This window comes from Chitinophaga sp. XS-30 (assembly GCF_008086345.1).
Classification (GTDB): Bacteria; Bacteroidota; Bacteroidia; order Chitinophagales; family Chitinophagaceae; genus Chitinophaga.
Genome location: NZ_CP043006.1, coordinates 5,809,372 through 5,822,272, shown reverse-complemented (window position 1 = coordinate 5,822,272; position 12,901 = coordinate 5,809,372). Strand labels below are relative to the sequence as shown.

Annotated in this window: 11 protein-coding genes; 7 read left to right on the top strand and 4 right to left on the bottom strand. The window is 54.0% G+C overall.

Annotated elements, in window-relative coordinates; translation table 11 throughout:
* The first annotated feature begins 14 nt into the window (after nucleotides 1-14).
* Entirely contained in the window at nucleotides 15-1,667 is a 1,653-nt protein-coding gene (gene recN / locus FW415_RS23430; protein ID WP_148389532.1) for a DNA repair protein RecN, read from the top strand.
* A gap of 66 nt (nucleotides 1,668-1,733) precedes the next feature.
* Nucleotides 1,734-2,549, top strand: a complete 816-nt coding sequence (locus FW415_RS23425) for an enoyl-ACP reductase (RefSeq protein ID WP_148389531.1) — start codon at nucleotides 1,734-1,736, stop codon at nucleotides 2,547-2,549.
* A 109-nt stretch (nucleotides 2,550-2,658) separates the two neighbouring features.
* On the opposite strand, the gene FW415_RS23420 is transcribed toward FW415_RS23425, so the two are convergent.
* Nucleotides 2,659-2,880: a DUF2795 domain-containing protein gene (locus tag FW415_RS23420; protein ID WP_012794455.1), complete on the bottom strand. Its 222-nt coding sequence runs from the start codon at nucleotides 2,878-2,880 to the stop codon at nucleotides 2,659-2,661.
* Nucleotides 2,881-2,978: 98 nt separating this feature from the next.
* Between FW415_RS23420 and FW415_RS23415 the strand changes: the two genes are divergently transcribed.
* Nucleotides 2,979-3,650, top strand: coding sequence for an ABC transporter ATP-binding protein (locus FW415_RS23415; RefSeq protein ID WP_148389530.1), 672 nt, complete (start codon nucleotides 2,979-2,981; stop codon nucleotides 3,648-3,650).
* 205 nt (nucleotides 3,651-3,855) lie between these two features.
* On the opposite strand, the gene rfbD is transcribed toward FW415_RS23415, so the two are convergent.
* The 3 genes from rfbD to rfbB are packed head-to-tail and all read right to left on the bottom strand — an operon-like array spanning nucleotide 3,856 to nucleotide 6,335.
* The gene (rfbD, locus tag FW415_RS23410; RefSeq protein ID WP_148389529.1) at nucleotides 3,856-4,704 is read right to left on the bottom strand and encodes a dTDP-4-dehydrorhamnose reductase; all 849 of its coding nucleotides are present in this window, start codon (nucleotides 4,702-4,704) and stop codon (nucleotides 3,856-3,858) included.
* 4 nt (nucleotides 4,705-4,708) lie between these two features.
* Nucleotides 4,709-5,269 carry a dTDP-4-dehydrorhamnose 3,5-epimerase gene (rfbC, locus tag FW415_RS23405; protein ID WP_148389528.1) on the bottom strand — a complete coding sequence of 187 codons (561 nt, stop codon included), beginning with the start codon at nucleotides 5,267-5,269 and terminating at the stop codon, nucleotides 4,709-4,711.
* A gap of 10 nt (nucleotides 5,270-5,279) precedes the next feature.
* Entirely contained in the window at nucleotides 5,280-6,335 is a 1,056-nt protein-coding gene (rfbB, locus tag FW415_RS23400) for a dTDP-glucose 4,6-dehydratase (RefSeq protein WP_148389527.1), read from the bottom strand.
* Between the two features lie 200 nt (nucleotides 6,336-6,535).
* Here rfbB and FW415_RS23395 point away from each other — a divergent pair, with 200 nt between their 5' ends.
* From FW415_RS23395 to FW415_RS23380, 4 genes are all read left to right on the top strand, one after another.
* Complete coding sequence (locus tag FW415_RS23395) at nucleotides 6,536-7,912, top strand: S41 family peptidase (protein ID WP_148389526.1); 1,377 nt, start codon at nucleotides 6,536-6,538, stop codon at nucleotides 7,910-7,912.
* Between the two features lie 9 nt (nucleotides 7,913-7,921).
* Complete coding sequence (locus tag FW415_RS23390) at nucleotides 7,922-8,515, top strand: sigma-70 family RNA polymerase sigma factor (protein ID WP_148389525.1); 594 nt, start codon at nucleotides 7,922-7,924, stop codon at nucleotides 8,513-8,515.
* A 68-nt stretch (nucleotides 8,516-8,583) separates the two neighbouring features.
* Nucleotides 8,584-9,555: a FecR family protein gene (locus tag FW415_RS23385; protein WP_168208955.1), complete on the top strand. Its 972-nt coding sequence runs from the start codon at nucleotides 8,584-8,586 to the stop codon at nucleotides 9,553-9,555.
* Between the two features lie 41 nt (nucleotides 9,556-9,596).
* The gene (locus tag FW415_RS23380) at nucleotides 9,597-12,842 is read left to right on the top strand and encodes a TonB-dependent receptor (RefSeq protein ID WP_148389523.1); all 3,246 of its coding nucleotides are present in this window, start codon (nucleotides 9,597-9,599) and stop codon (nucleotides 12,840-12,842) included.
* The last annotated feature ends 59 nt before the right edge of the window (nucleotides 12,843-12,901 follow it).

Here is a 12,901-nt window from a genome sequence, read left to right as displayed (position 1 = left end):
GATTTTTACATCTTATGTTATACCGTCTGATCATTCAGAATTATGCGATAATAGACCACCTGGAGATTGATTTCGCCGGGAACCTGAACGTGATCACCGGCGAGACCGGGGCGGGCAAATCTATTCTCCTCGGGGCGCTCAGTCTTATTCTCGGAGAAAGGGCAGACCCCGGCGTACTGTTCGACAAATCCCGGAAATGTGTGATCGAAGGCATATTCAAGGTAAAGAAGAAGCAGGTACAGGCTTTTTTTGAAGAACATGAACTGGATCTGGACGAGCAGGTGATCCTGCGCAGGGAGATCAGCGCAGCCGGTAAATCCCGGGCCTTCATCAATGACACTCCTGTCAATCTCGCCCAGCTTTCCGCTTTAAGCCTGATGCTGGTAGATCTGCACCAGCAGTTCGATACGCTGGAACTGGAAAAATCCGGTTTTCAGCGCGAAGTGGTGGATGCTCTCGCTGCTCACCAGGACCAGCTATCCGCCTATACCCGCCGTTTCCATGAATACGCGCGGTTGCAGCGGGAACTAAAAGAACTTTTGCAGCAACGGGATCATGCTAACAGGGAATCCGACTACAATAAATTCCTGCTGGATGAATTGCTGGAAGCCGACCTGAAGGAAGGGGAAATGGAATCCCTGGAAGCCGAACAGCAGGCGCTCAGCCATTCCGAAGAGATCAAAGGCACGCTCACCCGCATTTATTTCCAGCTGAAAGAAGACGAACAACCCGTTCTGCAGCAGCTGCGCCAGTTACAGGCATCGCTGCAGACCCTCTCCGGTTTTCACCGGGAAGTGCCGGCGCTGGCGGAAAGGATGCAATCCAGCTACCTGGAGCTGCAGGACATTGCCGCGGAAATAGAACGCCTGAACGATGGCCTGCAATACGACGGGGAGAAAATGGAGCAGCTGAACGAACGGCTGACACAGCTATACAAGCTTCAGAAGAAACATAATGTACAGAAAACGGAGGAACTGCTGGCCATCCGCGATCAGCTGCAGGCTGCGCTGGATAATGTGCTGAACCTGGATGAACGCCTGGTTGCGCTGGAAGAACAGATTGCCGGGCTGGAAGCTGTACTGCAGCAGGAAGCCGTGCTGATCTCTCAGCAGCGGCAGGCACAGCTGCTGCCATTTGAAGAGAAAGTAAATGCCCTGCTGGCACAGGTAGGCATGCCCAATGCCCGGATAAAAGTGGACCTGCGGCAGGCGCCGTTGCATGCACACGGGCAGGACGCCATCGAGTTCCTGTTCGATGCCAACAAGAGCAACCAGTTCGCGCCGATCCGCAAGGTAGCATCAGGCGGTGAGCTGAGCAGGCTGATGCTTTGCATCAAATCGCTCGTAGCCCGCTCCGTGGCATTGCCCACCCTCATCTTTGATGAAATAGATACCGGTATTTCCGGAGAAGCCGCCAAACAGGTAGGCATTATCATGAAAGAGCTGGCCCGCGGTCACCAGGTGATCTGCATCACCCATCAGCCACAGCTGGCCGGGAAAGCGGATGCGCATTATTTCGTGTACAAGCAGATGGAAGGAGAGAAGGTGAGCACGCATGTACGCCTGCTGACGCAGGACGAACGCATAACCGCCATTGCACGGATGCTGGGAGGCGAAAAACCAACCGCCGCGGCAATGGAGAACGCCCGCGAGATGGTCGCCCAATAATAGTATTCATCATACATATATTTCGATTTTCGACTTTAACTGCTAAATTTGCCCAAATTTTAATCAATGGCTCACAACTTATTACAAGGGAAGAAAGGGATCATTTTTGGCGCGCTGGATGAGAATTCCATTGCCTGGAAAACAGCTGAGCGCTGTGTACAGGAAGGTGCGGAGATCGTGTTGACCAACGCCCCGATCGCCATGCGGATGGGTGAGATCAACAAACTGGCTGCCGCCTGCAATGCCCCGGTAATACCTGCCGATGCCACCAGCCTGGAAGACCTGAATAACCTGTTCACCAAAGCCATGGAACATTTCGGAGGAAAGATCGATTTCATCCTGCATTCCATCGGCATGAGCGTGAACGTCCGTAAAGGGAAACCCTATACCGATCTGGATTACGACTTCTTTCACAAGGGGCTGGACGTGTCTGCGCTTTCCCTGCACCGCGTACTGCAAACCGCCTATAAACTGGATGCGCTGAACGAATGGGGTTCCGTAGTGGCGCTTACCTACATCGCCGCACAGCGTATTTTCCCGGACTACAGCGATATGGCCGATGCCAAATCCCTGCTGGAATCCATCTCCCGCAGCTTCGGATATCACTACGGCATCAAAAACAAAGTGCGCATCAATACCATCTCCCAGTCTCCCACCCGCACCACAGCCGGCAGCGGCGTGAAAGGCTTTAACGGCTTCATCAGCTATGCGGAGAAAATGAGCCCGCTGGGCAATGCCTCGGCAGATCAGTGTGCGGACTATACCGTTACCCTTTTCTCCGACTATACCCGGATGGTGACGATGCAGAACCTCTTCCATGACGGCGGGTTCTCCTTCACCGGCATTTCTTACCCGGTCATGGAGCAAATGGAAAAAGAATAACAGGGATACTTTCCTTAACAATAAAAAAAACCGTCATGGAAATTCACTTACCATGACGGTTTAATTTTTTCAGTCACAAAAGCATAGGAGATCTAACCGGGGATACCAATCAATATTCGTCTTCATTAAAGAAGAAGTCGTCCTGAGACGGGTAATCAGACCAGATATCTTCTATCCCTTCGTAAATTTCTCCCTCATCCTCCAGTTCCTGCAAGTTTTCGATAACTTCGATAGGTGCACCGGAACGGATGGCATAGTCTATGAGTTCGTCTTTTGTCGCCGGCCATGGAGCATCCTCCAGGTACGAAGCTAATTCTAAGGTCCAGTACATCGTATATAATTTTTACTTTTCCAAATTTTCGCAAAAGTATTATTTAATTTGAAATAAACAACTATTACTATTTTAAAGGCTCAATTGTTTATCCGGATATGTTGATTGCTCGCAATGTTACCAAAAATTATTCCAACCTTGAAGTGCTGAAAGGAGTGGATATTTCTGTCAGTAAAGGGGAGATCGTGGCCATCGTGGGATCGTCCGGAGCCGGTAAAAGCACCCTCCTGCACATCCTTGGCACGCTGGACGGCCCCACGGGGGGAGATATCCGGATCAACGGGGTGCAGACCCGCGCTTTGCATGGCAGGAAGCTGGCGGATTTCCGCAACCGCCATATCGGCTTCATTTTCCAGTTCCATCACCTGCTGCCGGAGTTCAACGCCCTGGAGAACGTGTGTATCCCGGGCTTTATCGCCGGCAAAAAGAAAAGTGAGGTAAAGGAGAGGGCAGCCTTCCTGCTGGACACCCTGGGGCTGAAAGACCGCCTGGATCACCGCCCGAAAGAGCTTTCCGGAGGGGAGCAGCAGCGGGTGGCCGTAGCCAGGGCCCTGATCAACAATCCGGCGGTGATCATGGCGGATGAACCTACCGGTAACCTCGATTCGCAGAACGCCCGGGAGCTGCACCAGCTCTTCCTCCGGCTCCGCGACCAGTTTGCGCAGACCTTTATCATCGTTACCCATAATGAGGAGCTTGCTACCCTGAGCGATCGCCAGCTGGTTATGAAGGACGGCCGGATCGTCAGTGAAACCGGTTCCGCCGGCTGACCGTTATTTCCCCGCAGAAGGTTCCCGGCGAATACCGGATTTCCCCACAGAACGTTCTGCAGCAACTCCCGGATTTCTCCGCAGAAAGTTCACCGCAACTCCCGGATTTCCCCGCAGAAAGTTCACGGCAACTCCCGGCGAAAGCTCGCAGCAGCACAAAGAAGTGCGCAGCAGCCCAAAAAGGAGCCGGAATGGCAGTCCTTCCCTATTTCCCGAGGCATACTGCCAGACTGTCTTTCCAGTAGGGGATCGTTATCCCGAAGGCAGCTTTGATCTTTTCCTTGTTCAGAACGCTGTAAGCGGGCCGTTGGGCCGGGGTGGGGTACTGCTCCGAGGTGACGGGAGATATGCGGCAGGAAGCGCCCGTAAGGGCCTTTATGGCGATGGCGAAGTCGTACCAGCTGGCTACCCCTTCATTACTGTAGTGGTAAATACCCCCGGCCGGCTCCGGATGCTGCAATATGGTGAGGATCACCGCCGCAAGGTCCGGCGCATAAGTGGGGGTGCCCACCTGGTCGTACACCACATTCAGGCTTTCCTTTTCCTGCATCAGCTGCTGCATGCGCAGCACAAAGTTCACCCCGTAGCGGGAATACAGCCAGGAGGTGCGGATGACCACCGCATTGGGATGGTAACCCAGTACCGCGGCCTCGCCTCGGAGCTTGGAGGCGCCGTAAATGCTTTGCGGGGAGGTTTCGCTGGTTTCCGTATAAGGCCGGTAATGCCGGCCGTCAAACACATAATCCGTGGAAATATGAATGAAGGCGCTGTTATGCTTCGCGGCGGCTTCCGCCAGTATCAGCGGCGCCTGGAAGTTGAGCAGGAAGGCGGCTTCCTCGTCCTCTTCCGCTTTGTCTACCGCCGTGTAGGCCGCGCAGTTGATAACGGCATGAACGGGCTGCCGCGAAAAGAAGGCTTCCACAGCTTCCTCGCTGGTAATGTCCAGCGTATCCTTGTCCGTGTACAACAGCTGGAATTCAGGATATTGACCGGCGATAGCCTGCAGGGCGTTGCCGAGCTGACCATTGGCGCCTGTTACGAGAATATTTTTCATGGTGTTATGACTTGTAAACAAAATTGTGCCTGCAATCCGCCAATACCGGCAGCAGGGTGTCCTTTTCCGAAACAATGGCCTCCGTCAGCGGAATGCCCCAGTCGATCTGCAAAGCCGGATCGTTATAGATGATGCCGCCTTCGCTTGCTTTATGATAGAAATTATCGCATTTGTACATCACTTCCGCGGTTTCGCTCAGTACGGAATACCCGTGCGCGAAGCCTTTGGGCACCAGCAGCTGGCGTTTGTTCTCCGCGGATAATTCGATCGTATATACTTTCCCGTAAGCGGGGGAACCGGTGCGGAGGTCCACCACCACATCCAGGATGCGGCCTTCCAGGGTGCGGATCAGCTTGGTCTGCGCATACGGCTCCTGCTGGAAATGCAGGCCGCGCAGCACACCGTAGGAGGACCGGGCCTGGTTATCCTGCACAAACACGATGTTTACCCCTTCTTCCCGGAAGGTATTGGCGTTGTAGCTTTCAAAAAAATATCCCCGGCTGTCCCCGTGCACTTTTGGCTCGTAGATCAGCAGGTCAGGGATGCCTGTTTCAATAAATGGCATGCTGGTTTGTTTATCGCTGTTGGTACTGTGTCTCGTAATATTGCTGGTAGGCGCCGCTGGTGACGTGCTGCAGCCATTCTTCATTGGCCAGGTACCAGTCCACCGTTCTTTCCAGCCCTTCTTCGAACTGCAGGCTTGGGGACCAGCCCAGTTCCCGGTTCAGCTTCGTGGCGTCTATCGCGTAGCGGAGATCATGCCCGGCGCGGTCTTTTACAAAAGTGATGAGTTTTGCGGAAGTGCCCGGTTCGCGGCCCAGCTTCTCATCCATCACTTTGCACAGCAATTGTATCAGGTCGATGTTCTTCCATTCATTGAAGCCTCCGATGTTATAGGTTTCCCCGGTACGTCCGTTATGGAATATCGTATCGATGGCCCGTGCATGGTCTTCCACGAACAGCCAGTCGCGCACGTTCTCGCCTTTGCCGTACACCGGCACGGGCTTGCTGTTTTTGATGTTGTGAATGGCGAGGGGAATGAGTTTCTCCGGGAAATGATGAGAGCCGTAGTTGTTGGAGCAGTTGCTCAGCACTACCGGCAGATGGTAAGTATGATAATAAGCCCTTACAAAATGATCGGAGCTGGCTTTGGATGCGGAATAGGGGGAGCGGGGATCGTAGGCCGTATCCTCCGTGAAGAGGCCTTCTTCTCCCAGGGTGCCGTACACCTCGTCTGTGGAAACATGATAGAAACGTTTGTCGGCCATATCGTCTTTCCAGTATTTGCGGGCGGCATTGAGCAGCACGGCAGTGCCCAGTACATTGGTACGGATGAAGGCCAGGGGATCAAGGATGGAGCGGTCCACATGGCTTTCCGCCGCCAGGTGTATCACCCCATCGAACTGGTATTTTTCAAACAGGGCGTTCACTGCATTTTCGTCAACGATGTCCACTTTCTCAAACCGGTAGTTAGGCTGGTCTTTGATATCCAGCAGGTTTTCGAGGTTACCGGCATAGGTGAGCGCATCGCCGTTGACGATCAGGTAATCGGGGTATTTGTTCACAAAAAGCCGCACGACGTGTGAGCCGATAAAACCGGCGCCGCCAGTGACAAGGAGTGTTTTTTTCATGAATGAGGATGATTTTCAGTGTTTTATACTTCCGGCTGCAAATTTCCAGTTTGCAAAGCTAACAAAACGGGGCGGGATTGACCAAGTGTTATTTGAGGTTCAGGAAGATAGGGCCGCAAGCGCATTACTTAATATAAAATTCACACGCTTTTCTTTTTTGTTGGGCAAAGAGATATAAATTTTGTACAAATGCCCGATCTGTGAAGCCATCCGTTTTCATCATTGTTCAACTCTGTACATTCCTGTTGCTGCAAAGTTGTGCCCCGAAAGAGCAGCTTCCGGAGCCGTACCCGGTGGACAGCCTGGGAAAGATCAACCGCTGGATACTGGACAGCATGCGTACGTTCTATTACTGGGATGAAGCGATCCCCGCCAAAACAGACGCTTCCCTTAGTCCCGGTGAATATTTCAAAAGCCTCCTTTCGGGGGAAGACCGTTTTTCCTGGATCAGCAATCAGGCGGATGTGCTGCCGCCTTCATCCACCTATCATACTTATGGTTTCCACTATGCCCTGGTACAGCCGTCAGGGTATGAAGGGTACATCGGGGTGGTCATGTATGTGAATGGCGGCGGTGCGGCAGCCCGTGCAGGATTGGAGCGGGGCAGCTATTTCATAGCCGTCAACGGGGAAAAGATGCATGCGGGGAATGTGGAACAGGTGCAGGAATGGCTGCAGGCCCCGGAAGAACTGCAGCTGGTCACGGCCAACGGCTCCTGGTCCCCGGCGGACACGGTGACCCTTTATCCCGGCTATCTCGGTGAAAACCCGGTGCGCCTCACCCGCACCTTCCAGTCCGGCGGCATCACCACAGGATACCTTTATTACAATGCATTTGACGAGCGTTATGACGACAAGCTCCTGGAGGCATTTGCGGCACTTAAACAGGCCGGCGCCGGTGAACTGATCCTTGATCTCCGTTACAATACCGGCGGCAGTGTGGCCGGCGCGGCAAAAATGGCCGGCATGATAGCGGAAAAGCTCACGGCCGCGGAAACCTGGGCCATTTACGAAGGCAACCACCGGCAGGGCAAACGGGTCAACAGTCTGCAGGCGGTATTGAACACTTCTCCCGCAGCAGCCGGTAAACAATATACCGCGTTGCAGCAGCGACGGCTTCCGCTGCAGCGGGTATTCATACTGGCCACCGGCGCTACGGCGTCCGCGGCGGAAATGGTCATCCATAACCTGAAGCCCTTCATTCCGGTGATACAGATAGGAGAGGCCACTACCGGAAAGGATGAGGCCAGCTTTACGATCACGGACCGGCGGGTGCCAAAGCAGGTGGAGTGGACGCTGCAACCCATCGTGTACAAATTGCTGGATAAAAACGGGCAGGGTGGCTACAGCAACGGGCTGCAGCCGCAATTTCCCGTCAGCGAAACCGCCACGTTGCCGCTGGGCGCTTTCGGCACGGGAGAAGATCCCCTGGTGCGCCAGGCCCTGACCATCATCTACGGCCCCGCATTCCCCGGAGTCCCGCAGGACCTGCGCAAAATTCCGGTACGCACCATTTTCCGGTCCGCCACCAGCGCCGCTGCCACCGCAGCACCCGTACAAATCATTGACGTTGAATAATTGTTGTGTATGAAACAGCTTGCAGTCAGCATAAAGGAAGGGGACCGGTCAGCTTTTGACAGGTTCTACCATGCCACCTACCCCAAAGCCATGGCTTACCTGTCAAAGATGTTGTTCCACCGGAATGCGCAGGACGACATCATCCAGGAAGCCTATATCCGCCTGTGGCTGCATCGCGGGTCTGTAGATGAAAACCAGTCCATCGAATCCTACTTCTTTACCATTCTGCGGAATACCATCTTCAATTATCTGCGCAAACAGGCGGTAGACCGGAAACGTATGCTGGAACTGGATACGGAGGATGAAACGCCCTTCCGCCAGTATGCGGTGAACAATGCCATGGAAGGCCTGTATGCAAAAGAGTTCGCATCAAGCTACCATGCCGTGCTGCAGAAAGTCAGTCCCGTCCGCCAGCGCTGTTTCCGGTTGCACCGGGAGCAGGGTATGACCTACCGGGAGATCGCCTTGCAGGAGGGTATTCATATCCGTACGGTAGAACGGTATATCAGCGATACCCTGCAGTTCCTGCGGGAGAACCTGCTGGCCGGTCACTACCTTGTTTGTTCCCTGCCCTCATGCCTGATGACGTTCTACCTGGCTTAAGCCATTCCTTAACATTCAGATAATATACTTTTCTGCGGATACCCCATGCTGTGATGTGTATTATGGGTATGGACCGCAAGATCATACAAAGATGGCTGAACGGGGAGCTGAGCCCCGGGGAGGAAGCTGCATGGCTTCGCGCGATGGAGACTGCAACGGAGGAGGATATCGCAGCGCTTTTCCCGGAAGAAGAGTGGGAGCATACCACCCCCATGCTCGTGGATGCCCGCCGGCAACGCCGGTCGCTCAGCGCCATCCACGCCGCCACAGGGGCCGCTGAAGCGCCCTGGTGGAAGCGGAACGTTGTCAAGGCCGCCTGTGTGGCGGGATTGCTGGTGCTGGGCGGATATCTCATCAGTCAACCGCGCCTCAGCCGCATGGTGGCGGAGGCAAAAGACCGGAAAACGATCGTTACGGCGGACGGCGTCAAAAAGATGATTACCCTGTCGGATGGCACACGCATCAGCCTGAACGGCGGCAGTGAAGTGGACATACCCGAAACATTCACGGCAGACGTACGCGAGGTCCGGCTCGTTAAAGGAGAGATATTCCTGGATGTGGAGCAGGATGAACAACGCCCGTTTATAGTGACCTCCGGGAAAGTGAAGATACAGGTACTGGGCACTTCCTTTAATGTCCGGGGATACAGCGAGGAGCAACGGACCGTGGTATCGGTGAAAACGGGCAAGGTGTCCGTTCATGCCAGGCAGGGCGGCCGGGAAATTGTACTGACGCCGGGCGTGCAGGTAACCTTTGACGATCGCAAGGTTGCCTTCTCCCAGGCTGTGCTGAAGGAAACCGGCATGATCGGCGGATGGAAGAACAATGAACTGGCCTATGAAAACGAGCAGTTGAAAGATGTTTTCCGTGATCTTGCCTATAACTACGGCCTGCGTTTCGAGGTACGGGATTCATCTGTGCTGAATAAACATGTGAATGCCATTTTCATCAAGCGCAGCCAGGAAGATATTATCAGGATACTCGGAAAAATGGCGGATTTCAAATACAAGGTCAATAACAAGGATATCATCATCTATTAAAATAAAACCGGCTTGCCTGCCGGCAACAAGAACACACAAGCATGGAGAGATTTACAAAAATTTCCCTCTTCCGGAGGGAGCGGCCTTGTTATGGCTTTTTTACAACGGTCCTGGCAGTGATACTGACACTATCCTGCACCACCCTTACCGCCCAGTCTGCCCGGCGCCTCAATGTTACCCTGCAGGAGGCCCCGCTGCAGCAATTGTTTGACCTGATCCGCAGGGAAACAGGATTTGTCGTGAATTATGTGAAGGAGGAAGTAGATGCCGATACAAGAATATCGGTGGATGTGAAAAACGTCAGCCTGCGGGAGTTGCTGGCGCAGGCCTTGCAAACCACGGGGTATGTGACAGAGATAGATGGCAATATCATTCTCGTTAAACGGCAACAGCAACAAACGGCCCGGCAAACTTCCGGCACCCTCTACGGCCAGGTGCTGGACAGTCAGTCCGGCGACCCCGTGATCGGCGCTACCATCAAAGCCGGCAACACCGGCACCACCACGGATGTAAAAGGAGAATACCGCCTCCGGCTGCCTGCCGGTACCTACACCATCAGCATCAGCTCCATCGGTTATGCCTCCAAGCAGGTGCGGAGCGTGGAGATAAAAAGAGATGCCCTTTTTCAGCTGGGCATCACCCTGGCGGTGCAGAAAGGCACACTGAAGGGCGTGGAAGTGGTGGCTTCCGCTAGAAGTGAATCCATTGCCGCCCTGTACACCCGCCAGAAAAACAATGTAGCCATCAGCGATGGCATCAGCGCGGAACAGATCCGCCGTACGCCGGACAATAATGTGGCGCAGGTATTGAAACGGGTAAGCGGGCTTACCGTGCAGGACAATAAATTCGTGACTGTGCGCGGCATGAGCGAACGGTATAATAACATGCTGCTCAACGGATCGTCGCTGCCCAGTACAGAGCCTAACCGCCGCAACTTCGCATTTGATATCATTCCCAGCAACCTGATCGACAATGTGGTGGTGAACAAAACCGCCACGCCTGATCTGCCCGGAGAATTTACCGGCGGCCTGGTGCAGGTGAATACCATTGATGTGCCGAAAGAGAACTTTTTGCAGGTAAGCGCCGGTACAGGCTGGAACAGCATCAGCACCGGAAAGGATTTCTACAGCACCCGCCGCATGAACAGTGATTATGCCGGCACGGCAGGCGATGGCCGCCGCTGGTTCAGGCACGGATGGGATGCCGGTACTTACCAGCAATACATCAATGATGCGGACTTCACTTCCGCTGCTGCCATGAATGCAAAAGTCCCCAACAACTACGGTCTCTATCAATATACCGCCAAACCCATGCAGCAGTACCAGTTATCCCTGGGCCGCAGCAAGCAGTTCAATGCCGGCAATACCCTCGGCCTCGTGCTGGCCGGCAGCTACCGGCATGAAGAGAATATTGAGGAATACGATGCCTGGTTCCGGCAAAGCCCCACCATCGTGAACGGCGCCAGGGAATACAACTTCATCACTGCCATGGGCGCCATCGGCAACCTGGCCTACCAGGCAAAGAACCACAAGATCTCCTGGCGCAATGTGCTCAACCGCCGCTTCAGCCATGTGAATATAGACCAGCTGGCGGAAGACAAAGGAATGACCGGCATGCATCGCGAATACATCTCCATGGTGGAAAGCAGCGATCTCCTGCAGAGCAGGCTTGAAGGCGAGCACGTACTGGGTGCGCGCGGCATCAGGCTGCGCTGGTTCGGGGATATGGCTTCCGTTGAACGGGAACAGCCGGACACCCGCTACTCCTCAGGTCTCATTGAGGGGTACGACAGCCTTACCGGCAAGGAACTCCTGAAATACAATTACATCCGCACCGCATCTTCCACGATCAAAGATGGCGGCCTGTTCGCTTCCTGGATGAAAGAGAAAAGGAAGAACGCGGGGCTGGACTTCACTTATCCCTTTACCTTTCTCGATCGCACACAAAAGATCAAGACCGGCTACTGGGGCACCTTCCGGGATGCGGACTATGAACAGGTGTCCCTCGCCCCGATGCTCAACACAACCCTTTACGGCAATGCGGAAGGGGACAAGTACGGTTACGGGAAACCGGACTACATGATCTTCACCCCCGAAAATTTTGCCTCCGGCCTGTTCTACTACCAGCCGGTGACCGTTACCGGCCTGAGCGCCGGGGATTATTACAAGGGCAAACAATCCCTGCATGCGGCTTACATCATGGCAGACCTGCAACCGCTGGAGAAACTGCGGGTGATCGGCGGCGTGCGGATGGAAGATAATACGATGGACGTGACCAGCGTGGTACGGCTGACGCAGGGTGGTGTGCGGAATGTGGATTCAACGGTGCGGTACCGGGAAACGGAATGGCTGCCTTCCGTGAACATCATCTACAGTTTTTCTCCAAAGGTCAATATACGCGCGGCTTACAGCAAAACCCTGGCCCGGCCTGATTTCCGTGAACGGGCGTCCTACATTTACTATGATTTCAGGATGCGGCAGTCCGTAAAAGGTGTTACCGGGCTGAAGGCCAGTGTGGCGAATAATGCCGATCTCCGTTTTGAATGGTATCCCCATCCCGCAGAAGTATTGTCCATTACCGGGTTCTACAAAAAATACGATAACCCGGTGGAGCTGGTGTCTTACAAGCAATCGGACAACAAGTACAACCTGTTTTACTTCAACCTCGTGAATGCGGAAAACATCGGTTTTGAGCTGGATTACCGGCGCTCTTTCGGTTTCATCCGGCCGTCCTCAAAGCTGCTCAACAATCTTTACCTCAGCGCCAATTTCGCTTACATGAAAAGCACGGTGACGTATGATGCGGTGAATATCCAGCGGGTACAGTCGGGCCTGGAGCCGCTGCCGCCGTCCGATTCATCGAAAAGCGACCGGAAAAGGCCGCTGCAGGGGCTTTCTCCTTACATCATCAATGCAGGCCTGTCTTACCAGGGCAGCGTGATCGGGATGAACATCACCTACAACAGGTTCGGGCGCAGGGTGCTGTTTGCCGGGATAGATGACTATGATGATACTTACGAAAATCCCCGCGATCTGCTGGACCTGCAGGTAAGCGCACGCCTGCTCAAACAGCGGATGGAGCTGCGGATGAACATCAGCGATCTGCTGAACCAGTATTATGTCGAGTATTTCAATAAACGCCCCGATACCCGGCCGCCGACAGACACAGCGCCGGCCGATAATGCAGACGATCCGAAGGGTTTCGGTTACAACGCTGCCACAGACTGGCGGCACAAGCAGACCAGGAAGGGCACGAATTATTCCTTTACGGTCAGCTACAGGTTTTAAGTTAATTCATCATCATACCCAAATTTCCAATTGTTAACTTTTTTATGAAAACACTTTTT

What these genes read in the sequence shown, in the direction of transcription:
- recN (WP_148389532.1), top strand. Translation starts at nt 15, where the DNA reads ATGTTATACCGTCTGATCATTCAGAATTATGCGATAATAGACCACCTG.
- FW415_RS23425 (WP_148389531.1), top strand. Translation starts at nt 1,734, where the DNA reads ATGGCTCACAACTTATTACAAGGGAAGAAAGGGATCATTTTTGGCGCG.
- FW415_RS23420 (WP_012794455.1), bottom strand. Translation starts at nt 2,880, where the DNA reads ATGTACTGGACCTTAGAATTAGCTTCGTACCTGGAGGATGCTCCATGG.
- FW415_RS23415 (WP_148389530.1), top strand. Translation starts at nt 2,979, where the DNA reads ATGTTGATTGCTCGCAATGTTACCAAAAATTATTCCAACCTTGAAGTG.
- rfbD (WP_148389529.1), bottom strand. Translation starts at nt 4,704, where the DNA reads ATGAAAAATATTCTCGTAACAGGCGCCAATGGTCAGCTCGGCAACGCC.
- rfbC (WP_148389528.1), bottom strand. Translation starts at nt 5,269, where the DNA reads ATGCCATTTATTGAAACAGGCATCCCTGACCTGCTGATCTACGAGCCA.
- rfbB (WP_148389527.1), bottom strand. Translation starts at nt 6,335, where the DNA reads ATGAAAAAAACACTCCTTGTCACTGGCGGCGCCGGTTTTATCGGCTCA.
- FW415_RS23390 (WP_148389525.1), top strand. Translation starts at nt 7,922, where the DNA reads ATGAAACAGCTTGCAGTCAGCATAAAGGAAGGGGACCGGTCAGCTTTT.
- FW415_RS23385 (WP_168208955.1), top strand. Translation starts at nt 8,584, where the DNA reads ATGGACCGCAAGATCATACAAAGATGGCTGAACGGGGAGCTGAGCCCC.
- FW415_RS23380 (WP_148389523.1), top strand. Translation starts at nt 9,597, where the DNA reads ATGGAGAGATTTACAAAAATTTCCCTCTTCCGGAGGGAGCGGCCTTGT.